At 35.7% G+C, this 23,529-nt stretch carries 20 protein-coding genes; 18 read left to right on the top strand and 2 right to left on the bottom strand.

Features of this window, described 5'->3' with window-relative positions:
• The first annotated feature begins 64 nt into the window (after window positions 1–64).
• The 10 genes from ruvB to BUB95_RS03565 all read left to right on the top strand — a co-directional run bounded on the left by ruvB (window position 65) and on the right by BUB95_RS03565 (window position 17,043).
• The gene (ruvB, locus tag BUB95_RS03610) at window positions 65–1,087 is read left to right on the top strand and encodes a Holliday junction branch migration DNA helicase RuvB (RefSeq protein WP_073083195.1); all 1,023 of its coding nucleotides are present in this window, start codon (window positions 65–67) and stop codon (window positions 1,085–1,087) included.
• A gap of 54 nt (window positions 1,088–1,141) precedes the next feature.
• A complete protein-coding gene (queG, locus tag BUB95_RS03605; protein WP_073083192.1) occupies window positions 1,142–2,068 on the top strand; it encodes a tRNA epoxyqueuosine(34) reductase QueG in 927 nt (308 codons plus the stop codon).
• A gap of 50 nt (window positions 2,069–2,118) precedes the next feature.
• Window positions 2,119–4,407: an NADP-dependent malic enzyme gene (locus BUB95_RS03600; protein WP_073083189.1), complete on the top strand. Its 2,289-nt coding sequence runs from the start codon at window positions 2,119–2,121 to the stop codon at window positions 4,405–4,407.
• Window positions 4,408–4,483: 76 nt separating this feature from the next.
• On the top strand, window positions 4,484–5,065 hold the full coding sequence (gene ruvA / locus BUB95_RS03595; RefSeq protein WP_073083186.1) for a Holliday junction branch migration protein RuvA: 582 nt from the start codon (window positions 4,484–4,486) through the stop codon (window positions 5,063–5,065).
• A gap of 5 nt (window positions 5,066–5,070) precedes the next feature.
• Complete coding sequence (gene sov / locus BUB95_RS03590; RefSeq protein WP_073083183.1) at window positions 5,071–12,324, top strand: T9SS outer membrane translocon Sov/SprA; 7,254 nt, start codon at window positions 5,071–5,073, stop codon at window positions 12,322–12,324.
• Between the two features lie 52 nt (window positions 12,325–12,376).
• Complete coding sequence (gene gcvH, locus BUB95_RS03585; RefSeq protein WP_073083180.1) at window positions 12,377–12,757, top strand: glycine cleavage system protein GcvH; 381 nt, start codon at window positions 12,377–12,379, stop codon at window positions 12,755–12,757.
• The gene (locus tag BUB95_RS03580; protein WP_073083177.1) at window positions 12,750–13,124 is read left to right on the top strand and encodes a VanZ family protein; all 375 of its coding nucleotides are present in this window, start codon (window positions 12,750–12,752) and stop codon (window positions 13,122–13,124) included. Before gcvH ends, BUB95_RS03580 begins: the two co-directional genes overlap by 8 nt.
• Before the next feature lie 61 nt (window positions 13,125–13,185).
• Complete coding sequence (locus BUB95_RS03575; protein ID WP_073083174.1) at window positions 13,186–13,911, top strand: energy transducer TonB; 726 nt, start codon at window positions 13,186–13,188, stop codon at window positions 13,909–13,911.
• Between the two features lie 116 nt (window positions 13,912–14,027).
• Window positions 14,028–14,819 (top strand): energy transducer TonB, encoded by a 792-nt coding sequence (locus tag BUB95_RS03570; protein ID WP_073083171.1) that lies wholly within the window; start codon window positions 14,028–14,030, stop codon window positions 14,817–14,819.
• Between the two features lie 112 nt (window positions 14,820–14,931).
• Window positions 14,932–17,043 carry a gliding motility protein RemB gene (locus BUB95_RS03565; RefSeq protein ID WP_073083167.1) on the top strand — a complete coding sequence of 704 codons (2,112 nt, stop codon included), beginning with the start codon at window positions 14,932–14,934 and terminating at the stop codon, window positions 17,041–17,043.
• Between the two features lie 123 nt (window positions 17,044–17,166).
• Here BUB95_RS03565 and BUB95_RS03560 read toward each other — a convergent pair whose 3' ends face one another.
• Window positions 17,167–17,748, bottom strand: a complete 582-nt coding sequence (locus BUB95_RS03560) for an MBL fold metallo-hydrolase (RefSeq protein ID WP_234969236.1) — start codon at window positions 17,746–17,748, stop codon at window positions 17,167–17,169.
• 44 nt (window positions 17,749–17,792) lie between these two features.
• The gene (locus BUB95_RS14380; RefSeq protein WP_234969235.1) at window positions 17,793–18,044 is read right to left on the bottom strand and encodes an MBL fold metallo-hydrolase; all 252 of its coding nucleotides are present in this window, start codon (window positions 18,042–18,044) and stop codon (window positions 17,793–17,795) included.
• Window positions 18,045–18,186: 142 nt separating this feature from the next.
• On the opposite strand from BUB95_RS14380, the gene cyoE reads away from it, so the two are divergent.
• The 8 genes from cyoE (at window position 18,187) to BUB95_RS03520 (ending at window position 23,490) form a co-directional block, all read left to right on the top strand.
• The gene (gene cyoE, locus BUB95_RS03555; RefSeq protein ID WP_073085063.1) at window positions 18,187–19,080 is read left to right on the top strand and encodes a heme o synthase; all 894 of its coding nucleotides are present in this window, start codon (window positions 18,187–18,189) and stop codon (window positions 19,078–19,080) included.
• A 1-nt stretch (window position 19,081) separates the two neighbouring features.
• Window positions 19,082–19,672, top strand: coding sequence for a cytochrome c oxidase subunit 3 (locus BUB95_RS03550; RefSeq protein ID WP_073083163.1), 591 nt, complete (start codon window positions 19,082–19,084; stop codon window positions 19,670–19,672).
• A gap of 36 nt (window positions 19,673–19,708) precedes the next feature.
• On the top strand, window positions 19,709–20,710 hold the full coding sequence (locus tag BUB95_RS03545) for a cytochrome c oxidase subunit 3 (protein WP_073083160.1): 1,002 nt from the start codon (window positions 19,709–19,711) through the stop codon (window positions 20,708–20,710).
• Window positions 20,711–20,730: 20 nt separating this feature from the next.
• On the top strand, window positions 20,731–21,177 hold the full coding sequence (locus BUB95_RS03540) for a cytochrome C oxidase subunit IV family protein (protein WP_073083157.1): 447 nt from the start codon (window positions 20,731–20,733) through the stop codon (window positions 21,175–21,177).
• 68 nt (window positions 21,178–21,245) lie between these two features.
• Entirely contained in the window at window positions 21,246–21,953 is a 708-nt protein-coding gene (locus BUB95_RS03535) for a hypothetical protein (protein ID WP_073083153.1), read from the top strand.
• A gap of 3 nt (window positions 21,954–21,956) precedes the next feature.
• Entirely contained in the window at window positions 21,957–22,721 is a 765-nt protein-coding gene (locus BUB95_RS03530) for an SCO family protein (protein WP_073083148.1), read from the top strand.
• 2 nt (window positions 22,722–22,723) lie between these two features.
• Window positions 22,724–23,269, top strand: a complete 546-nt coding sequence (locus BUB95_RS03525; RefSeq protein ID WP_073083146.1) for a DUF420 domain-containing protein — start codon at window positions 22,724–22,726, stop codon at window positions 23,267–23,269.
• Window positions 23,266–23,490 carry a hypothetical protein gene (locus tag BUB95_RS03520; protein WP_073083143.1) on the top strand — a complete coding sequence of 75 codons (225 nt, stop codon included), beginning with the start codon at window positions 23,266–23,268 and terminating at the stop codon, window positions 23,488–23,490. The genes BUB95_RS03525 and BUB95_RS03520 overlap by 4 nt, the downstream gene beginning before the upstream one ends.
• Window positions 23,491–23,529: the final 39 nt, after the last annotated feature.

Below are 23,529 nucleotides of genomic sequence, written 5' to 3'. Positions count from 1 at the left end.
ATAATATTTGGCTTTGTTATACGGAAATTAAATGTCACCTTGAGCGTAGTCGAAAGGTCTTAAAATGAACGAAAACCTAGATCCAACAAACGAAAATTTCTCACCAGAAGAGTTAGATGTCGAAAAGAAGTTAAGACCACTATCTTTTGAAGACTTTACAGGTCAGGATCAAGTACTCGAAAACTTAAGAATCTTTACCCAGGCGGCAAGGTTACGTGATGAAGCTCTAGATCATACTTTATTCCACGGACCTCCAGGATTAGGGAAAACTACATTGGCGCACATTTTGGCTAACGAGCTAGATGTGGGCATCAAGGTTACTTCGGGTCCCGTTTTAGATAAACCAGGCGATTTAGCAGGCTTATTGACTAATCTTGATGAGCGCGACGTACTGTTTATAGACGAAATTCATCGTCTTAGTCCAATTGTTGAGGAATATTTGTATTCCGCTATGGAAGACTATAAGATTGACATCATGATTGAGTCCGGACCAAATGCAAGAACAGTTCAAATTAATCTGGCACCTTTCACGCTTGTAGGCGCTACAACACGTTCAGGATTATTAACTGCACCAATGCGCGCACGTTTTGGGATTAGTAGTCGACTTCAATATTACAATACCGAATTACTGACAACTATTGTTCAACGAAGCGCTACTATACTAAATATGCCAATTACTATGGAAGCAGCCATAGAAATTGCTGGTCGTAGTCGTGGTACACCACGTATCGCAAATGCATTATTGCGTCGTGTTAGAGATTTTGCGCAGATAAAAGGCAATGGAAATATAGATATACAGATATCTAAGTTTGCTTTAGAAGCCTTAAATGTCGATGCACATGGTTTGGATGAAATGGATAACAAAATATTGACCACAATTATAGAAAAATTCAAAGGCGGACCAGTGGGCATTACTACGCTTGCTACTGCGGTTAGTGAGAGTGCAGAAACAATCGAGGAGGTCTACGAACCATTTCTAATTCAGCAAGGGTTTATAATGCGTACCCCACGAGGGCGTGAAGTTACAGAGCAAGCTTATAAACACCTCGGAAAAGTTAAAGGACCTACACAAGGTGGATTATTCTAAAATAATTCTGAGCTGTCACATTGAGCGCAGTCGAAATGCAAGCGAAGAATAGAAATGATAGAGAACAAAACCAAATACACAGAATTTATTAAGACCGAAGCCAAACGCCTCGGTTTTTTATCTTGTGGAATTAGTAAGGCCCAATTTCTTGAAGAAGAAGCGCCAAGATTAGAAGCTTGGTTGAATAAGAATATGCATGGTGAAATGCGTTACATGGAAAACCATTTCGATAAGCGTTTAGACCCAACATTATTGGTAGAAGATTCTAAAAGTTTGGTGTCTTTATTGTTAAATTATTTTCCTTCAGAAATTCAAAATGAAAACGCCTACAAGCTATCTAAATATGCTTACGGTACCGACTATCACTTTGTCATTAAAGACAAATTGAAGGAGTTGCTTAGTGCAATTCAAGACGAAATAGGTGAAGTCAATGGTCGTGCATTTGTAGATTCAGCGCCAGTTTTGGATAAAGCTTGGGCAGCAAAATCTGGTTTGGGTTGGATAGGTAAACATAGTAACCTGTTAAGTCAAAAAACAGGGTCATTTTATTTCATTGCCGAGCTTATTATTGATTTAGAATTAGATTATGATACACCAACAACAGACCATTGCGGTACTTGTACAGCGTGCATAGATGCTTGCCCAACAGAAGCCATAACAGAACCTTATGTTGTAGATGGTAGTAAATGTATTTCTTATTTTACAATTGAATTAAAAGATAATATTCCCTCAGAATTTAAAGGAAAATTTGACGATTGGATGTTTGGTTGTGACGTTTGTCAAGATGTTTGTCCTTGGAATCGATTCTCTAAACCACACAATGAACCTTTATTTAATCCACATCCTGAGTTACTGTCTATGACCAAGAACGATTGGGAAGAAATTACCGAGGACACATTTAGAAAAGTCTTTAAAAAATCAGCTGTAAAACGAACAAAGTTTTCGGGATTGCAGCGAAACATTAAGTTTTTAAAACATTAAGTATTAAGTCTAGCAATCCTTATCTTTGTCGCTTAATTTAGTTATAAATTATGAGCAAGCAAAGTAAAAGAAGAGAAGCCTTAGTATATCACGCAAAGCCTACGCCAGGAAAAATAAAAGTAGTTCCAACTAAAAAGTACGCTTCGCAGCGTGATTTATCTCTAGCCTATTCTCCAGGAGTTGCAGAGCCTTGTCTAGAAATTGATAAAGACAAAGACAACGTCTATAAGTATACCACAAAAGGAAATTTAGTCGCAGTAATTTCTAACGGAACCGCTGTTTTAGGACTAGGAAATATTGGTCCAGAAGCCTCTAAACCTGTTATGGAAGGTAAAGGTCTACTCTTTAAAATCTTTGCAGATATTGATGTTTTTGATATCGAAGTTGATACAGAAAATGTCGATGAGTTTATAGAAACCGTTAAAAATATTGCACCAACTTTTGGAGGAATTAATCTTGAAGACATCAAAGCTCCTGAAGCTTTTGAAATTGAGCGTCGACTAAAAGAGGAGTTAGATATTCCTGTAATGCACGATGACCAGCATGGTACAGCAATTATATCAGCAGCGGCATTACTTAATGCATTAGAGCTCGCCGAAAAAACTATAGAAGATGTAAAGATTGTGGTTAGTGGTGCAGGAGCAGCTGCAATTTCATGTACTCGATTGTATCAAGCATTTGGAGCTAAGCGCGAAAATATTGTAATGCTCGATAGTAAAGGCGTTATTAGAGCTGATAGAGATAACTTAACGAGCCAAAAAGCAGAATTTGCTACAGATAGAAATATTGAAACACTTGAAGAAGCAATGGTGGATGCAGACGTGTTTGTAGGTTTATCAATGGCAGATATTGTCAATCCAGAGATGCTAAAAACAATGGCTGCTAACCCAATTGTTTTTGCAATGGCTAATCCAGACCCTGAGATAGGCTACCAATTAGCATTAGATACTAGAGATGATATCATCATGGCTACCGGTCGAAGTGATCATCCGAACCAGGTGAATAATGTACTTGGATTTCCATTTATCTTTAGAGGAGCTCTTGATGTCAGAGCGACTAAAATTAACGAAGCTATGAAAATGGCTGCTGTAAAAGCGCTGTCTAAATTAGCCAAAGAACCTGTGCCTGAGCAAGTAAATATTGCATATGGTGAGACGCGTTTAACCTTTGGTAGAGATTATATTATTCCAAAACCCTTTGACCCAAGACTAATAGCGGAAGTTCCGCCTGCAGTTGCAAAAGCGGCTATGGAGAGTGGCGTAGCAAAAGAACCTATTGAAGATTGGGAGAAGTATCAAAACAGTTTATTAGAACGATTAGGTTCGGATAATAAATTGGTACGTTTATTATTAAACCGTGCAAGAACTAACCCAAAACGTGTAGTATTTGCAGAAGCAGATCAATTAGATGTTCTTAAAGCAGCGCAGATTGTTTACGAAGAAGGCGTAGCCATACCAATTCTTTTAGGTCGAAAAGAGACTATTTTAGAATTGATGAAAGAAATTGAATTTGAAGATGCAGATGTTTTAATTATTGACCCGAAGTCTGATGAAGAATCAGCCAGAAAAGATAAGTACGCAGATGCTTACTGGAGGCAACACCATCGTAACGGTGTTACTAAGTATTCTGCTGGTAAAATTATGCGAGAGCGTAACTATTTTGCAGCAATGATGGTAAACGAAGGAGATGCCGATGCACTAATTTCAGGCTACTCTCGTAGTTACCCTAGCGTGGTTAAACCCATGTTAGAGTTGATTGGTATGGGTAAAGGAGTTTCGCGTATAGCAACGACCAATGTAATGATGACCCAGCGAGGTCCAATGTTCTTAAGTGATACAGCAATAAATATTGATCCATCATCTAAAGATTTGGTAGCCATTGCGCAAATGACAGCCATAGCTGCTCGAATGTTTGGTATAGAACCTGTGATGGCTATGATATCCTATTCTAATTTTGGCTCTTCAGATAACGAGAGAACCAAAAAAGTTAGAGATGCAGTTGAGTTTTTGCATAGAAGTAATCCAGATTTAATTGTTGATGGTGAGCTACAAACAGATTTTGCCTTGAACTCTGAAATGCTTCAAGATATATTTCCATTTTCAAAATTAGCGGGCCGTAAAGTTAACACGCTTATTTTCCCTAATCTAGAATCGTCTAATATCACTTATAAGTTACTCAAAGAGCTAAACAAAGCAGAATCTATTGGGCCAATTATGATGGGGTTAAGAAAACCTGCTCATATTCTTCAGTTAGATGCAAGTGTAGACGAAATTGTAAATATGACAGCAATCGCTGTTATAGATGCACAAGAACGCGAAAAACGCAAGCAAAAAAAGTAAGTATATTCCTGTTTTTAAAGGCTTTTAAGTCTCAATAATTTTATTACATTTGAGGCATTAACTTTTTTTTAACTACATGATTACACACATAGAGGGAAAGCTTGTTGAGAAGAATCCAACAGATGTAGTAATAGACTGTAATGGTGTAGGTTATTTAATCAATATTTCCTTAAATACTTTCGGGCAAATTCCAGATAAAGAACATTTAAGACTTTATACTTATCTACAGGTTAAAGAAGATGCGCATACGCTGTATGGATTCTCTACTAAGACCGAGCGCGAAATTTTTAAATTACTTATTTCTGTAAGTGGTGTCGGCGCAAGCACGGCACGTACCATGTTATCGTCTCTAGACCCTAATCAAGTAAAAGAAGCAATTGCTTCTGGAGATGTGGCGCTTATTCAGTCTGTAAAAGGAATTGGTGCAAAAACAGCTCAGCGCGTCATTTTAGATTTAAAAGATAAAGTGTTAAAGGTCTACGGAATTGATGAAGTTTCCGTAACTCAAAACAATACGAACAAAAGTGAAGCGTTATCTGCATTAGAGGTTTTAGGATTTAATAAAAAACAATCCGAAAAAGTTATTGAAAAGCTTCTGTCACAACAACCAGATGCCAATGTGGAAACATTAATCAAAGACGCCTTAAAAAACTTATAATTCTTTTGAATACAACTAACGCTATTAATTTATTTACTGTAGTCAAATTAAGATATTGCTTGGTCCTTCTGAGCTTTTTGTGTTTTGGTATAGGTGCTGCTCAAACCAATCCTGCAGAACAAGATTCTACAAAAACGACGTTCACTTTTGGAGATATTAAGCTTCCTCAAATAGGGAGTATTCAGTCTAAATATACCTACGACCCTGTTTTAGATAGATACATATACAATGAAAAATTTGGCAAGTTCAATGTCAATTATCCATTAATACTTACGCCTGCTCAGTTTCAAAAGTTAGTTCAGCGCGAAAGACTAAATGCCTATTACAAAGAAAAAATTGATGCGACATCTGGGCAAAAAGAAGGAGCAGAAGATGCTCAAAAAAACTTACTACCAGATTTCTATGTAAACTCTGATTTTTTTGAAACCATTTTTGGAGGAAATACAATCTCTGTAATCCCGCAAGGTTCAGTTGATGTAGATTTGGGTATCTTATTTTCACAACAAGACAATCCAACTTTTACGCCGCGTAACCGTAGTAATTTTACGTTCGATTTTGATCAGCGTATCAGTATGAGTTTAACAGGAACGGTAGGAACAAGGCTTCAAGTTAATGCGCAATACGATACCGAACGTACGTTTGACTTTCAGAATTTAGTAAAGTTAGAATATACACCAACGGAAGATGATATTATTCAAAAAATAGAAGTTGGTAACGTAAACATGCCGCTTAATAGCTCTTTAATTACCGGAGCGCAAAGTTTGTTTGGTGTTAAAACAGAATTACAATTCGGAAAAACTAGAGTAACTGCTGTTTTCTCGGAGCAGCAGTCAGAATCACGTTCCGTAACGGCTCAAGGTGGTGGAACTTTAGAAGAGTTTGAATTCTTTGCCCGAGATTATGACGAAAACCGTCACTTCTTTTTGGCGCAATACTTCGAAAATGATTACGATAGAGCTATGTTAACCTATCCGTATATCAACAATAATATTCAGATTACTAGGATAGAAGTTTGGGTAACTAACAGAAATAACCAAACGCAAAATGTGCGTAATGTGGTTGCTTTTCAAGATTTAGGAGAATCAGACCGTATAGGTCTAGATGTAATACCAGGTGGTTTTGTGAACGTCTCTCCAGGAAGTTTCCCGGACAATGGTAATAATAATTTTGATCCAACCAATATTGGAGGATCTGGGTCACAATTAAATGATAATGTTAGAGATATTACTAATGTTCAAAGTGGTATTAACGTACAGGTTAATGAAGGGTTTGATTACGGTATTTTAGAGAGTGCTCGTAAGCTTAACCAAGGACAAGATTACACCTTAAACACGCAACTCGGTTACATATCATTAAACCAACGTTTATTAAACGATGAAGTTTTAGCGGTAGCTTACCAATATACTGTTGGCGGACAAGTGTTTCAAGTGGGTGAATTTGCCAATGATGGCGTAGATGCTACTGATGTTACGGTTAATCCAGGTAACGGAAATCAAATTGTAAATAATCAAAGTTTAGTCCTAAAAATGCTGAAAAGTGCCGTAACTGCAGTAGAAGAGCCTATTTGGGATTTAATGATGAAAAACATTTACGATACGGGTGCTTTTCAGTTGTCTCAAGAAGATTTTAGACTTAATATTTTTTATACGGAAGCTTCGCCATTAAACTACATTACACCGGCTGAAGTTAATGGAGTTCAAGTGCCATTCCCGCAGTTATATGATAACAACACTACGACACCAACGGATGATTCAGATATAGAAGAAACACCATTAATACGTCTATTTCATCTAGACCGTTTAAACTTCAATGGTGACCCTCAAGAAGGTGGTGATGGGTTCTTTGATTTTGTTCCTAATCAAACAGTTTTAGTGCAAAATGGAAAGATTATTTTCACCAAAGTTCAACCTTTTGGTAATTATTTATTCGATGTTTTAGACGACCCAACGTCTACAGCAGAGGATTATGATGTACCAAGTACATTTAACCCTAACCAAGCCAAATACGTATACGATTTACTATATAAAACGACCAAAACACAAGCGCTAAATGACTCTGAAAAGAACAAGTTCCAAATAAAAGGACGTTTTAAGAGTAGTGGCGGAGGCGGTGGAATTCCAATTCCGTTTAATGCGGCAAGAGGGTCTGTGAGAGTAACGGCTAACGGCCAGCTTTTAGTTGAAGGTGTGGATTATGTAGTGAACTATGCAGCAGGTCGTGTTGAAATTTTAGACGAATCCCTTAAAGCATCTAATACGCCTATTAATGTGTCTGTAGAGAATAATTCATTATTTGGGCAGCAAACACGTCGTTTTACAGGGATTAATATTGAGCATCAGTTTAATGAGAATTTCTTACTTGGTGGTACCCTTCTTAATTTAAACGAGCGTCCGATTACCCAAAAAGCAAATTTTGACTCGGAGCCTATCAACAATACTATTTTTGGTATCAACGGGAACTTTGCAACAGAGGTGCCTTTCTTCACAAGACTAGTAAATAAGTTACCAAATATAGATACAGACGCACCTTCTAATTTTTCAATAAGAGGTGAATTTGCCTATTTAGCGCCAGGAGCTCCTAAAGGAACGGATTTCGATGGAGAAGCTACTGCTTATATCGATGATTTTGAAGGAACTCAAGGGAATATTGATTTATTATCGCCGTTTGCATGGAACTTATCAAGTAGGCCTATTGGTCTAGGACGAGCATATGCTCAAGGAAATGAAGATGACCCAGGTATTCAGAATGGTTTTGACCGTGCATTAATGAATTGGTATAGTATAGATCCTATTTTTTATGGTACTCAAAGACCTAGTGAAATTACGGATGATGATGTTTCTGATTTGTATACAAGACGTGTATTTATTAGAGAAATTTTTCCTGAAATAGATTTAGTACAAGGACAACAAGCCGTAATTAACACGTTAGATTTGGTGTACTACCCAACAGCGCGTGGACCTTATAATTTTGATCCTGATGCGGCTAATGGACAGCCACTAAATCCTAATGATAGTTGGGCGGGAATTACGAGACAAATTACCTCTACCGATTTTGAGCAAGCTAATGTAGAGTATATTGAGTTTTGGATTCAAGATCCTTATTTAGATAATACAACTAATCCTGGAGGAAAGTTAACGATTAACTTAGGGAACATTTCAGAAGATGTTCTTAAAGACGGAAAGAAGCAATTTGAAAATGGATTACCAGAAGATGGAAATATTGATTTTCTTCAGAATATAAATTTACAAACGCCTTATGCGGTTCCACAAAATCAGTCTTTGATTTATACTTTTGGAACAACAGGTCAAGAACGAATCAATCAAGATGTAGGTTACGATGGTTATGACGACGTTGAGGAGCAAGATATTGTTCAGTTTTTAGAAAATCAAACAGGGCAATCTCTTGATTTTGGTCCTGACCCATCTTTGGATAACTACAGATATTTTTTAAATACTGAAGGAAACATTTTTGAACGTTACCGACAGTATAATGGGTTTGAAGGCAATACACCAGACGAGTTTTCTCAAACCAATCGTGGTAATACAACCCAACCAGATGTAGAGGATATCAACCGTGATAACACGATGAACACGATTAATAGCTATTTTGAATATGAAATAGATATTACACCAGCGGCTTTAAATGCAAATAACCCTAGAATAAACGATATTAAAGTAGCGCCAGTAACATTACCTAATGGAGTAACTAGAGATGTAACTTGGTATCAGTTTAGGTTACCAATTTCTGAGCCAACAAGAGCGGTAGGAGGTATTTCAGATATTCGTTCAGTGCGTTTCGCACGTATGTATCTAACCGATTTCACAGAAAACACGGTGCTTCGTTTTGCAAGTTTAGATTTGGTACGTAGTGATTGGAGACGTTTTACACAAGACTTAGATACCAATCCAAATAATGATAGTGCAGATGCTGAATTTAATGTGGCTATTATTGGTATTCAAGAAAATGATGGAAACTATGTGATTCCACCAGGTGTAAGACGAGAAGAGTTGAATAACAACAACAACGTTATTCGTCAGAACGAGCAATCTTTAGTGTTAGAAGCATGCGATTTAGAGGATACAGATTCTCGCGGTGTATTTAAGAATATTAGTTTAGATATGCGCCAGTATAAAAAACTGCGTATGTTTTTACATGCCGAGTCTCAAGAAAATCAGGCTTTACAAGATGGAGAGCTAGTCGCCTTCATAAGATTAGGAAATGACTTTACAGACAACTTTTATCAGGTAGAAATTCCATTAGTAAATAGCGATTTAATTCAAGCAGGAAGCACATCTATTGAGCGTCAGATTTGGCCAGAAGAAAACGAAATTAATATTCCGTTATCTATATTCCAAGAGATAAAATCTAGAGGAATCTCAAACCAAACTCTTGCTAACGAAAATCCAACATATTACGATGTTATTGATGGAGCGTTGGGAGAGTTGCCAGCGGCCGAATTTCCAGTTGGTGGTATTCAGAATCAACGTGTGGCTATTAAAGGAAATCCTAATTTCGGTAACGTAAGGGTATTAATGGTAGGTCTAAAACACTCGGGCTTAAACCGCACACCAGTTTGTGGTGAGGTTTGGTTTAATGAGTTGCGTATGTCTGACCTTGAGAACGAAGGTGGTTGGGCTGCAGTGATGTCTATGGATACTAATTTTGCCGATTTTGCTACTGTAAGTGCTTCGGCTAACAGAAGTACTGTAGGTTTTGGAGGTTTAGAGCAAAATCCTAACGAGCGCAGTAGAGAAGATGTTATTGGTTTTGATGTAACAACCAATCTACGACTAGGGCAATTATTACCAAAAAAATGGGGTATTAATTTGCCATTAAATTACATTCATAGTGAAGAATTAATCACACCACAGTTTGATGCGTTTTATAACGATTTAACTTTAGAATCACGTGTTAATGCAGCTCAAACTGCTGAGGAAGCAGAACAAATAGAGAGACAGTCTGAAACTTATACCAAACGACGAAGTATCAACTTTATTGGTGTTAAGAAAAACAGAACAGGCGACAAGCCAAAGCGTTTTTATGATGTCGAAAACTTAACGTTCAACTATTCTAACAATAAAATTGAAAGTCGTGATTTTGAAATCGAGCGTTCGCTTCAGCAAAATGTAAGAGCAGGAGTTAACTATAATTATGCGTTTAATCCTAAGAAGATTGAACCGTTTAAGAAAAACGATTCATTATTCACTGGTAAATATTGGAAAATCCTCAAAGACTTTAATTTTAATTTATTGCCAACTAATTTCTCAATAAATACAGATGTAAATCGTGATTTTAATAGTCAGAAGTTTAGAGAAGTCGCACTTGCAGGTAATAATATTGGTATTGAAGAGGTGTTTAGAAGAAATTACACCTTTGATTTTCAGTATGCGGTAAACTACAACTTAACAGATGCCTTAAGTCTTAATTACACGGCGAGTAACAATAATATTGTTAGAAACTACTTTATAGATGACCGCATTAACGGACGCCAAGATCCCGAGTTAGACATTTGGGATGGCTTCTTTGATGTTGGTGACCCAAATATTCAAAACCAGCAATTATTAGTTAATTATGAGTTACCACTGAATAAGATTCCAATTTTAAGTTTCTTAAAGTCAACCTATACCTACAATAGTGATTTTAGATGGCAAAAAGGCTCAGACTTAAACTTGAATTTTGAGACTGAAAACGGAGTTTTCAATTTAGGGAACACTATTCAAAATTCTAACACCCACACTTTAAATACTACGTTGAATATGGAGTCGTTGTATAAAGAGTTGGGTGTTAAAAAGGCAACCAATTCAAGAAGAAATACATCAAGAAGAAATACTGGGGGAAATAGAAATAGTAATCAGCAAAATAATACTGCAAAAAAGAAAAGCGCAGGTAAAAAAATAGGTAACGCTTTATTAGATGTAGTAACTATGGTAAAACGCGTTACTGTTAATTATGTTGAAAATAACGGTACATTCTTACCGGGTTATCTTAACACTCCAGGCTTTTTGGGAACTGTGAGGCCAACCTTAGGGTTTACTTTCGGTAGCCAGGCAGATATACGTCAGCGAGTTGCACAAAATGGGTGGCTAACTATATTTCCGGAGTTTAATCAGCAGTACACTGAAAATACAGATAGACGTTTAGATTTTACAGCTAATCTAGAGCCAATGCGCGACTTAAAAATCGATTTAATTGGTAGTAGAAATTATCAAGAGAATACAGCACAAAACTTTAGAGGATTAGATAGTGACAACGATGGATTTAGTGATGCTTACGAGGAGCTTATAAATAATTCTTTCGGTAATTTTAATATATCAACATCACTTATTCGTACTGCGTTTAGCAAGAGTGATGCAAATCAGTCAGCAACTTTTGATGACTTTAGAGATAATAGGTTAATTGTTGCAAACAGATTAGCAAGAGATTTTTATGGTAATACTACTTTTCCACTAGATGCAGAAGGTTTCCCTGTAGGTTTTGGTAAAAACAGTCAACGTGTATTATTACCATCATTTTTAGCGGCATACCACGGTACTGACCCTGAGAAGGTAAGTACTGGTGCATTTAGAGATATTCCAATTCCTAATTGGCAGTTAAAATATACAGGTTTGATGAAGTTACCTTGGTTCAAAAAGAACTTTAAACGTTTCTCTTTACAGCATGGTTACCGTTCTACATACAGTATTAACCAGTTTAGAACTAACCTAGATTTTGACCCATTAAATCCTAATGAAGTCGACCAAGGCGGTAATTTTAAAAACGAAACACTGTTTAGCAGTATTAACTTAGAAGAATCGTTTAGTCCTTTAATTCGTATTGAGGCCACCATGAAAAACTCGCTTCAAGTTACAGCAGAAGTAAGAACAAGTCGTCTCTTACTATTAAGTTTTGATAACAACTTAATGACCGAAGAGCAAAGCAAGGAGTATACACTTGGTTTAGGATACAGAATTAAAAACGTAAAGCTCTTTAAGAAGTTAAGTGGTAACCGTGGAGGTGTTGCTAGTGATCTTAATCTATCTCTAGATGCCAATGTTAGAGACAACTTAACAATCATCAGATATCTAGATTTAGAGAATAACCAGATTACGGCAGGCCAAACCATTTGGGGCGCTAAGTTTAATGCAGAGTATGCGGTTAACCGAAATCTTACAGGTATCTTCTTCTTTGATTATTCGTTTTCAGATTTTGCCATATCTACATCTTTCCCGCAAACATCAATTAGATCTGGGTTTACATTGCGATATAATTTTGGTAATTAATTTTGAAAATCGTCTTTTAAAAAATTACATTTGCTAAGCAAAAAATTTAATTATGAATATTCCAGCGGATTTAAAATATACAAAAGACCACGAGTGGGTAAGAGTTGAAGGTGATACAGCTATCGTAGGTATTACTGATTTTGCTCAGAGTGAGCTTGGAGATATCGTATACGTAGAAGTTGAAACTGTTGACGAAACTTTAGATATCGAAGAAGTATTTGGTACAGTTGAAGCTGTTAAAACAGTATCAGATTTATTCTTACCATTAAGTGGTGAGATAATTGAATTCAATGAAGCTTTAGAAGACGAGCCTGAAACGGTAAACACAGATCCTTATGGTGAAGGCTGGATGATCAAGCTTAAATTTTCAGACGAAAGTCAGTTAGACGACTTACTATCTGCTGAAGATTATAAAGCGTTGATAAGTGCTTAAAAATACCAAAGTCTATCTCTTTCTAGCTATAATCTACACTTTTGTATTACTATACTTTACGTTTGGTAACACTACAGGTGTCTTGCCCGAAACAGGGATAAAGTTTGAAGACAAGATATTTCATTTTGTCGCTTATACCGGTTTTACTATTCTATGGTGCTATTACCTAGTTTTAGGTGAAGTTAAAAATGGTCTAAGAATAGGTTTTGTTGCAACCTTAGTATTCGGTATTTTTTTAGAATTAATACAAGAAGTAGTCAACCCTTTAAGAAATTACGATAACTTAGATTTAGCAGCAAATTGTTTTGGCGTAGTCGTTGGTACAATTATTGTGGTATTCTATTTCAGAAAACGAAAGTTAAAATAATAATTCAGCTTGTTTTTTTAAGGAATAATTAATTAAATTAGCAACTTACAACAGAAAAATTATGGAACCTAAAAAGAATCCAAAATCAGACGTCAGTCGTAACAGCTCATTATTCTTTGCTGTTGGTTTAGTATTAATGTTATTAGTTACCAATTTAGCTATTAACTACAAGAGTTATGATAAGAGTGATATTGCTCTAGATGGTCTTAATCTAGATGATGAGCTTGAGGAAGAAGTGCCAATTACTGAGCAAATTGTTACGCCTCCGCCACCACCTCCACCGCCACCAGTTGCGCCGGTAGAGATTGAAGTTGTTGAAGACGAAGAAGAAGTTGAAGAAACTGTAATAGAGTCTACAGAAACAGAACAAGATGCTGAAATTGTTGAGGTAGAAGAGGTTGAAGTAGAAGAGGTAGAAGAGGACCTTGAAGTTCCTTTTGCGGTAATTGAAAACGTGCCAGTTTTCCCAGGTTGTGAGAACAAAAAAGGTAATGCTGCTAAGAAAAAATGTATGTCTGAGAAGGTAGCCAAATTTGTAAATAAGAAGTTTAATACAGATTTAGCAAGTGACTTAGGTTTATCAGGAAGACAGCGTATCAGTGTATTCTTTAAAATAGATAAGACGGGTAGAATTGTAAATGTTGGAGCAAGAGCACCACACCCAGGTTTAGAAAAAGAAGCAAAGCGTGTTATTGGTTTATTACCACAAATGAAACCAGGTAAACAAAGAGGTAAAGCAGTAACTGTGCCTTACTCATTACCAATCTTATTCCAAGTACAGGACTAAGAGTAACATATTTTTAGATATTAAAAATCCCGTTCAAAATTAATTGGACGGGATTTTTGTTTTGGTATGCTTCTTGTGACTTTGATACAATATTAACATTTTAATTATCATATATTATGAAAAAACAAAGTCAAAACAACAATACTGCTGGTCAGAGCGGTATTGAAGTGAGAAAATCTCAGAAGCATGAGGTTAATTTACAAAAAAACTCCACACTGTATTTTCAAATTGGGTTAATCCTTTGCTTGTTGGGTACCTTTGCCCTTTTTGAAATGCAGTTTGAGAGTAAAGCAATTGAAGTAGTTTATGAAACACCTACTGAGGATATCCTTGAGATTGCAATGACTGATGTCGTCGTTGAGAAAACTGAAGTGCAAGAAGAAAAATCACAAGTATTAAAAAAGAAGTTAATAGATGTTTACAAACCTATTGAGAACATTACAGATGAACCTAATCCTACCACCTTGATTACAGAACCTGACCCCGTGAAAACAAACAAACCTGTTGTGAAGGTTGAAGATGTCCCTGATGTAATCGACATTCCTGAAAATATTCCTGTTAACAGAGTGCAGTTTGTTCCGATTTTTCCTGGGTGCGAGAAGTATGAGTTAAACTCTGAGCGAAGAAAGTGTCTTAATGATAAGCTTGGCAGACTAGTTAAGAAAAAGTTTGATACTGATATTGCTATTGAGCATGGTCTCTCTGGGGTTCAAAGAATCAATGTAGAATTCAAAGTGGATAAAACAGGAAACATAACAGATATTAGAGCGCGTTCTCCACATCCAAAACTTGATGAAGAAGCATTGAGAATTGCTAATAAAATTCCAAAGATGGAACCAGGTAAAATGGGTACAACTCCCGTTAACGTTATTTACAACTTGCCAATCACTTTTAAAGTTCAAGATTAATTTCATCAATCATTAATCGAAGCAAAAGTCGTTATATTTAATAACGGCTTTTTGTTTTTATACGCCATTAAAAAAATAGTATCTTTCAACTGTAAATTTTGCTCCTAGACGTATGCGGTACATTATTGCTTTTATTCTATTATTAGCTTCTTTTAAAGCGACTTCTCAAACCGAAATTAATTACCAAAAACCACCTGTGTTTCCTGAGTGCGAATCAAAACCATTCGAAGACATACAAGAATGCTTTAGATTTCAGTTGCATAGTTTCATTTTTGAAAACTTCAAAATACCAGAAGTGGTTAGCTCAGAAAATTACAAAGGCGATGTTAAGATTCTTTTTGAAGTGGATATAGAAGGAAAATTCCAAATTATATTTGTCGATGGTGCTTATGAAGAACTAAAAGACGAGACCAAACGCGTCTTTTCAGAATTACCAACGATTACACCAGCGATGTACGATGGCAAACCAACCTATGTGCAATATTCTACAAAGATTAATATACCTCTGCTAAAACCATCTGAAATAAGTTTGAAAGAGGAAGCTGTTGTGTCTAAAAAGAAGAAGCAAAAAGATGAAAATTTAAATGCAGTTCTTTCAAACGAAATAGACAGTATCAATGCGTCTCTAAAACCTTATGATAAGCGCGAATATAGCAGTCAGCTTAATATTCCGTTTACGCATACCTACTATGCACGGTTTGATGCAAATATGAATGCTATAGGTACTAATTCTCATACGGCGGCAAAACCATTTCTATATGATGATGTAGCACCGTATTACGATTTTAAAGCCGAAAAAGAGGGGCTTTCTAAAAATGCAGAGTCGTGGTTAGGGCGTAAACTTTGGGATGAGCATTTAGTGCAAGTTCAAGGTAAAGATTATTGGTTTACGGTAGATCCTATTCTAGATTTACAAGCAGGTAGCGATTCTGAAGGTGGCTCAACATACAATAATACAAGAGGTGTATTTATTCAAGCGGGTTTAGGTAAACGATTAAATTTCACAACATCTTTTTACGAAAGCCAAGGGCGATTTGCACAATATTTTAACCAATATGCGGAGAGCTTAAAAGCTTTTGGTCCTGACCCAGCGATTATACCTGGGCGAGGGATAGCCAAACGTTTTAAAGACGATGCTTACGATTACCCAGTTGCTGAAGCTTATTTGTCTTATACGCCTGCCAAGTTTTTGAATATCCAATTTGGTCATGGCAAAAACTTTATAGGTGATGGTTACCGTTCATTATTTCAGAGTGATGTGGCTAGTCCGTCTCCATTTTTAAAAACCAATCTTAAATTTTGGAAAATAAAATACACCAGTACATGGATGGCGCTAAAAGATGTGCGTCCTGAAGTTGTTGAAGATGGGGCCTTTTTAACCAAGTATATGGCTAACCATTATTTAAGTTGGAATATATCTAAACGTCTCAATCTTGGCTTTTTTGAATCTGTAATTTGGACCAACTCCAACGACCGAGGGTTTGATGTTAACTATCTTAACCCACTCATTTTTCTAAGAGCAATAGAGTTTAGTACAGGACAAGATGCGGGTAATGCTGTTTTAGGATTGTCGGCAAAATACAAATGGAATAATAAGGTGAATTTATACGGACAGTTTATAGTCGATGAATTCTCGTTATCTGATGTTAAAGGCGGAAACCAAAGCTGGAAAAACAAGTTCGGTTTTCAATTGGGAGCAAAATATTACAATGCTTTTAATGTTGATGGTTTATTACTCCAGGCCGAATATAACCAAGTACGTCCGTATACGTATTCTCATAATACCATTGTGCTTAATTATGGACACAATAACCAATCTATGGCACATTTATGGGGAAATAACTTTAGAGAGTTAGTCCTCATTGGTCGTTACAATTATAAGCGTTGGTTTGCTGATGCAAAGTTAATTATTGGTGAGCGTGGTTTTGATTTTAGAGATGGTACAGATAATTTCTATTACGGTGGTGATATCTATGGAACTGAAAACGACCGACCAGCGGATACAGGCATTGAAATTGGTCAAGGGAATAACACCTCAGTATTTCATGGTGAGTTGATGGCAGGCTATATTATTAACCCTGTGAGTAATCTTAAAGTATTTACAAATATCAATTACCGAAACTTCGACCCAACCGCAGAAACAGCATTTGTAAACCGCACCAACACGACTTGGATAAGTTTTGGTGTACGCACTGACTTGTTCAATTGGTATAATGATTTTTAAATCAACATTTTAATGGAGCTGACGAGTCATTTCGAACGAGGAACGAGGAGAAATCTCATAATTTTGAAGTAGATGATGTGATGTTTCACTTCGTATCGACATGACTCAAGTTATCAAAAAGAGCTATTCCTCTTTCAAACTCTTATAAAACGTTACACGAATACGTTCGCTATTAATAAAACCACTGCCGTAACCTAAATCATCGTATTGTTTTGTTAGTGATTCATCAGCTTTTACTTCGTCTTCAGTTTTACCTTCAGCAATGGCTTGAGAAATATTGGCTTTTAAGGTTTCGAGCATTTTTAAGAAAGTTCTATAATCTTCTTTATTCGCAATAGTGCCATGGCCTGGAATAATCTTAGTTCTGTCGTCCACTAGAATGAAACCGCGTTTTACAGCTTCGATATAACCGTTAACACTTCCACCTGAATTTAAGTCTATGTAAGGATAACGACCTTTAAAGTAGGTGTCTCCTGTGTGTAGAATATTACTTTCAGTAAAATAGAGCATAGCATCACCATCTGTATGTGCATTGGCTACATGAAACACGCCAACGGGCTCACCATTAATGGTTATGTAAAGTTGTTCCTTAAATGTAATAACAGGCAAGGCTTCTTTAGGATTGCTGCTACCATCACGTCGTGGATTTAATAGTCTTGTTTTAACGTTATTGTGTGCAATAATGGTAGCACCCGCTTTTGCCATATTTTCATTTCCGCCGGTATGGTGGCCATGCCAGTGCGTGTTTACTAAAACTTTAACGGTTTATCGCTTAGGGTTTTTATTTTGGCTAAAATCTTTTCAGATAAAGGTGCAAATTGGTCGTCAATCACAAAAACACCGTCTTCACCTACAGAGACACCAATATTTCCTCCGGCTCCAAAAAGCACATATACATTATCTGATAGTTTTTCGGATTTTATTTCAATAGTATCAAAACGACCTTGCGAAAAGCCAATAGTAGTAGTTAATACAATAAAAAAGGAGAAGAAATATTTCATGTTTTGTGTCAGTTCTAAAGCCTATATGTCGCCTAAAATTAAATATTCTTACATAAAACGATTTCAAATAAAGAATAACTAAGGTTTTACGTTGTTCAAAACCAATTTTCAAGTTATCTTTGCAGTCGCAAATAATCTAGCATTGAGCACTATAAAATCTACAGTTTCTGTTGTCTCTATTTGGACAGATTTTAAAGAAATTACCAAAATGGGATTGTCCATTAGCGTGGTGTTTTCTTCAATCGCGGGTTATTTTTTAGGTGCTGAAACGATTAGCTTTACAACATTGCTGTTATTGGCCATTGGAGGTTACTTTATGGTAGGCGCTTCTAACGCTTATAATCAAATCATAGAAAAAGATTTAGATGCCTTAATGGACCGTACTAAAAACAGACCAATCCCTGCTGGGCGTATGTCTGTGAATACAGCGTTTGTTATTGCGGTACTATTCACTTTAGCGGGTATTGCTACTCTATATGTAATAAACCCAAAAACGGCTATGTACGGTGCTATTTCTATATTTATTTATACCTGTATGTATACGCCACTTAAAACTAAAACACCAATCGCAGTGTTTATTGGAGCTATTCCAGGTGCTATACCATTTATGCTAGGCTGGGTTGCGGCCAGGGGTGAGTTTGGTATTGAGCCAGGAACTTTGTTTGCAATTCAGTTTTTTTGGCAGTTCCCTCATTTTTGGGCTATAGGTTGGTTTTTGCATGAAGACTATAAAAAAGGAGGCTTTTTTATGTTGCCTACGGGAAAACCAGATAAAGGAACAGCAGTACAGATAATTATGTACACGATTTGGACATTAATAGCATCTATAATTCCGGTTTTTGGATTTACAGGTGATTTGAAATTGTCTATCGTAGGGGCTATTGTAGTCTTTTTACTTGGTCTAATAATGATTTATTATGCCCTTCAACTCTTTAAATTGAGAACACCTAAAGCGGCAAAACAGTTGATGCTTTCTAGTGTTATTTATATCACATTATTACAAATTGTTTTTGTAGCCGATAAATTTTTAAGCTAATATGGATTTAACTCAAGGAACACAACAAGAAAAAGAAGCACGCTCTAAAAAGATGATGCTTTGGTTTGGTATTGGCTCATTAATCATGACGTTTGCTGGACTTACTAGTGCTTTTATTGTGAGTAGAAAACGTGAAGATTGGTTAGTAGATTTTGAATTACCACAGGCGTTTCTAATATCTGTTTTTGTTATCGTAGCAAGCAGTATAACTATGATTTTGGCTAAACGAGCCATGAAACAGAACAATATTAGCCAGACAAGTATTTGGTTATTAGTAACGTTTGCATTGGGTGTATTTTTTGTATATAACCAATTCCAAGGTTTTTCAGAATTTGTAGCAGATGGTTATTATTTTACCGGAGCTACGAGTAATGTTACCATTTCATTTATTTATGTAATCGCTGTTGTGCATATTGCACATGTTATAGCAGGTCTCATAAGCTTAGTTATTGTAATTATAAATAATCTAAATAAGAAATATTCATCAAAGCAGATGCTAGGTCTAGAATTAGTAGCACATTTCTGGCATTTTATAGACATTTTATGGGTGGCTCTATTTCTATTTTTATATTTTTTTAGATACATAATTTGATTATTTTTGTCAAATCTTAAAAATTAAATACGTTATATGGATACTACAGTAGCAAATACTGGTACAGAAGGCAAAACTTGGGGCGGTGGAAATAAGCCACTAGGCGCGAGTTATGGAAAAATGATGATGTGGTTTTTTATCGTGTCTGATGCCTTAACATTCTCAGGGTTTTTAGCAGCTTACGGATTTTCAAGATTTAAATTTATAAAAGAATGGCCAATTGCCGATGAGGTATTTACCCACGTGCCATTTTTACACGGTCAAGAATTACCAATGATTTATGTTGCTTTCATGACATTCATTCTTATCATGTCTTCTGTAACTATGGTATTAGCTGTAGATGCTGGACATCATATGAACAAAGCTAAAGTTACACTTTACATGTTTTTAACCATTATTGGTGGTGCAATTTTCGTTGGTTCACAAGCTTGGGAATGGGCAACATTTATCCAAGGAGATTACGGTGCTGTACAAACAAAAGGTGGTAATATTCTTCAGTTTGGTGAGTATGTAAATGTAGACGGTGAGCAAAAATTCAAACGTATTTCTATTGATGATTTTGCTGTTCCTGTAACAGATGTTAGAGTAGAGCATGAACGCAAAAATGGATTATGGTTTGTTGACGAAGCACCACTTCCAGATTATACAGTTAATGAAATATACAAGGGCTTAGAAGCCAATCCTAATATATTGGTACGTAATCAAATTATTAACGAAGAAGGTGAAAAAACAGTACTATCTAGAGAAGAGTCTTTAAAGCAGATTAAAGAAAACGGTAAATTAGTAGTTAAAGGTGCAAACCTTGTTGTTAATGAATATGGAACATCTTTATTTGCTGATTTCTTTTTCTTTATCACAGGTTTTCACGGTTTCCACGTATTTTCTGGTGTGGTAATCAATATCATTATTTTCTTTAATGTTATTTTAGGAACATACGAGAGAAGAGGAAGCTACGAAATGGTAGAAAAAGTTGGATTGTACTGGCACTTTGTAGATTTAGTTTGGGTATTTGTATTTACATTCTTCTACCTAGTTTAATTTAAGATAATAGCATAACAATGGCACACGCACATAAATTAGAAATATTTAGAGGACTTTGGAAATTTAAGTCTAACACCCAAAAGATTTGGGGTGTATTAGCATTCTTAACTTTAGTAACTGCTATAGAGGTTGTTTTAGGTATTTATAAGCCAGAAAGCTTAATGCATACTTGGCTTGACCCTATGGAAGGTGGTTTCTTTGCAACATTATACAATATTATCTTGTCGCCTTTTATTTACATGAAGCCGCTAAACTTAATCTTCATTGTTTTAACAATCGTAAAAGCGTACTACATCACTTGGGACTTTATGCACATGCGCGATGAGAAGTCTAGCTTACGTCGTATGGTAGTTTGGACAGGTGTTTTCTTAATTTGTTATTTGATTTTTATCCTTTTACAAGAAGGTGGATATGTATTCGAAGTATATAATACTGATGATGCATTAATTAAACGTGATTTTTAAACGTTATATATAGCGTTAAATGATATTAAAAGGTGGTTTATATAAACCACCTTTTTTATTTTTGCAGTATGAAAAAAAGCAATCTCAAGCGTAATACTGTTCTAGGTGTTTTATTTTTTTTACCTGTAGCATTTTTGTTGATGTTATATCCGGCTAAACACAATTACATACCTCTAGATATCATTAATGAGAATGTTTTAGAATTAAATTCATTTTTTTCAGATTCAGAAGAAAAAATAAAATTAGAAGAGCATATCACCGTTTTAGCATTTCTGGGGAAACAACCACTAGAAAATACAATAGCAACTTCAAATCTTAAGGAGTTGGTTTACGATAAGTTCAAAGGATTTAAAAAATTTCAGTTAGTTCTCGTGGCTCCAAGAGGCACAGAATCCCAAGTTGAAAAACTTCAAAAAGAAATTGCTACTTACGAGGATCTAAGATTTTGGCATTATGTCTATGGTTCTGAAGATAAAATAAAGAACCTTTACCGTAGCCTTAAAATTGAGAGTCCACTTAAAGACGATTTATCAGTTAATGATGTGTTTATTATTGATAAAGAATTGAACCAACGTGGACGCTTAGACGATAGAACAAAACAACAAATTGAAGAGAAGAAACCGGTAATTTCACTAAGTGCTTACAACTGTATTGATGTGTCAGTGATTAAGAACAAAATGAGTGAAGATATTCGGATTTTGTTTACTGAGTACCGTCAAAAGCGTAAAGGGAAATTCGATTCAACGACTAGAAGAGCAGACGATTTAAAACAATAAAATATGGCTAAAAAGACCAATTATTCATACATCGGTATTGCATTCATCATCTTAGTATTTGGGATTATTTTTATCCCAAGAATTATAGATAGACTCTCTAATGAAGATGTAACACGAAACGAAAGTCGTAGTAAGTCTGTTTCAACTCAAAAGATAGAGAAGCCTAAAAAAAATCAATCAGATTTGGTTTATATTCCTAGTGCAGATGGTGGTAACCGTAAAGTGCCAGCGTTTAGTTTTATAGACCAAAACGGAAAGACAATTACCAATGAAGATTATTTAGGTAAGGTGTATTTAGTGGAGTTTTTCTTTACCACATGTCCAACGATATGTCCAAGGATGAATTACAATTTGGTACAAATTCAAAATGAATTTAAAGATTATCAAAACAACTTTGGCGTAGCGTCCTTTACTATTATGCCAGAGGTAGATACTCCTGAAGTTTTAAAAGCTTACGCAGAAAAATACGGCGTAACGAATCCTAATTGGCATTTAATGACTGGAGATGAAGAAGAAATTTATAAACTGGCAAATGAGGGTTTCTATTTATATACAGCCAAGGGTGAAGACGCAGCAGGCTTTGAACATTCAGGTAACTTTGCCTTGATAGACAAAGAAGGCTATATCCGTTCGCGTTTAACATCTAAGGACAATCCTTTAATTTATTACAACGGAATTATTTCTGAAGAAGAAGGCGTTGATGATGAAGGCATTCCTCAAGAGATAAGCATCTTAAAAGAAGATATTGCTAAACTTTTAAAAGAGTAAAAATGAGCGACATAAACATTGAAAAAGAAAAGAAATACAACAAATGGATTGTAGCACTATCTATTATTATTCCTGTGGCTGTAGCGGCTTTATTTGGGGTTAATCTTAGACGACTTGGTTTTGATGTTGAGCCATTGACGTTTTTACCGCCAATTTACGCTTCAGTTAATGCTCTAACGGCAATTGTATTGATTGCTGCTGTAGTAGCTATTAAAAAGAGAAATAGAAAATTGCATGAAAACTTGATGAAATTTGCCATCGCGTTATCAGTATCGTTCTTGGTGATGTACGTGGCTTATCATATGACTAGCGATAGTACAAAGTTTGGTGGAGAAGGTGTTATTAGATACATTTATTTTTTCATCTTAATTACACATATTTTACTATCCATAGTTGTTATTCCTTTTGTCTTGGTAACATATGTTAGAGCTATAACCAATAATATAAAACGCCATAAAAAGATTGCTAAAATCACATTTCCGTTATGGCTATACGTTGCTATAACAGGTGTTGTAGTTTATTTAATGATTTCACCTTACTATCAATGAGAACTAAAATTGTTTTCTTTTTGTTTCTGGTTCTCCTTTTTTGGGAGAGTAGTTCGCAATGTGCCATGTGCCGTGCTGTACTAGAAAGTGAAGAAAGTCAATCTGCAGCTCAGGGTATTAATGACGGAATCGTTTATTTAATGGCCATTCCCTACATCTTAGTTGGTGGAATAGGTTACATAGTTTACAGAAAATTTTTCAGAGCTAAACCTGAAGAATAAATTAAAGCATTCTACTGTAACAATATTGGTATTTAGACG

Origin of the sequence: Winogradskyella jejuensis, assembly GCF_900129745.1 — a bacterium.
Lineage (GTDB): Bacteria > Bacteroidota > Bacteroidia > Flavobacteriales > Flavobacteriaceae > Winogradskyella > Winogradskyella jejuensis.
Note: the sequence above shows the minus strand (reverse complement) of the source record. Positions and strands in the feature narration are given on the sequence as shown.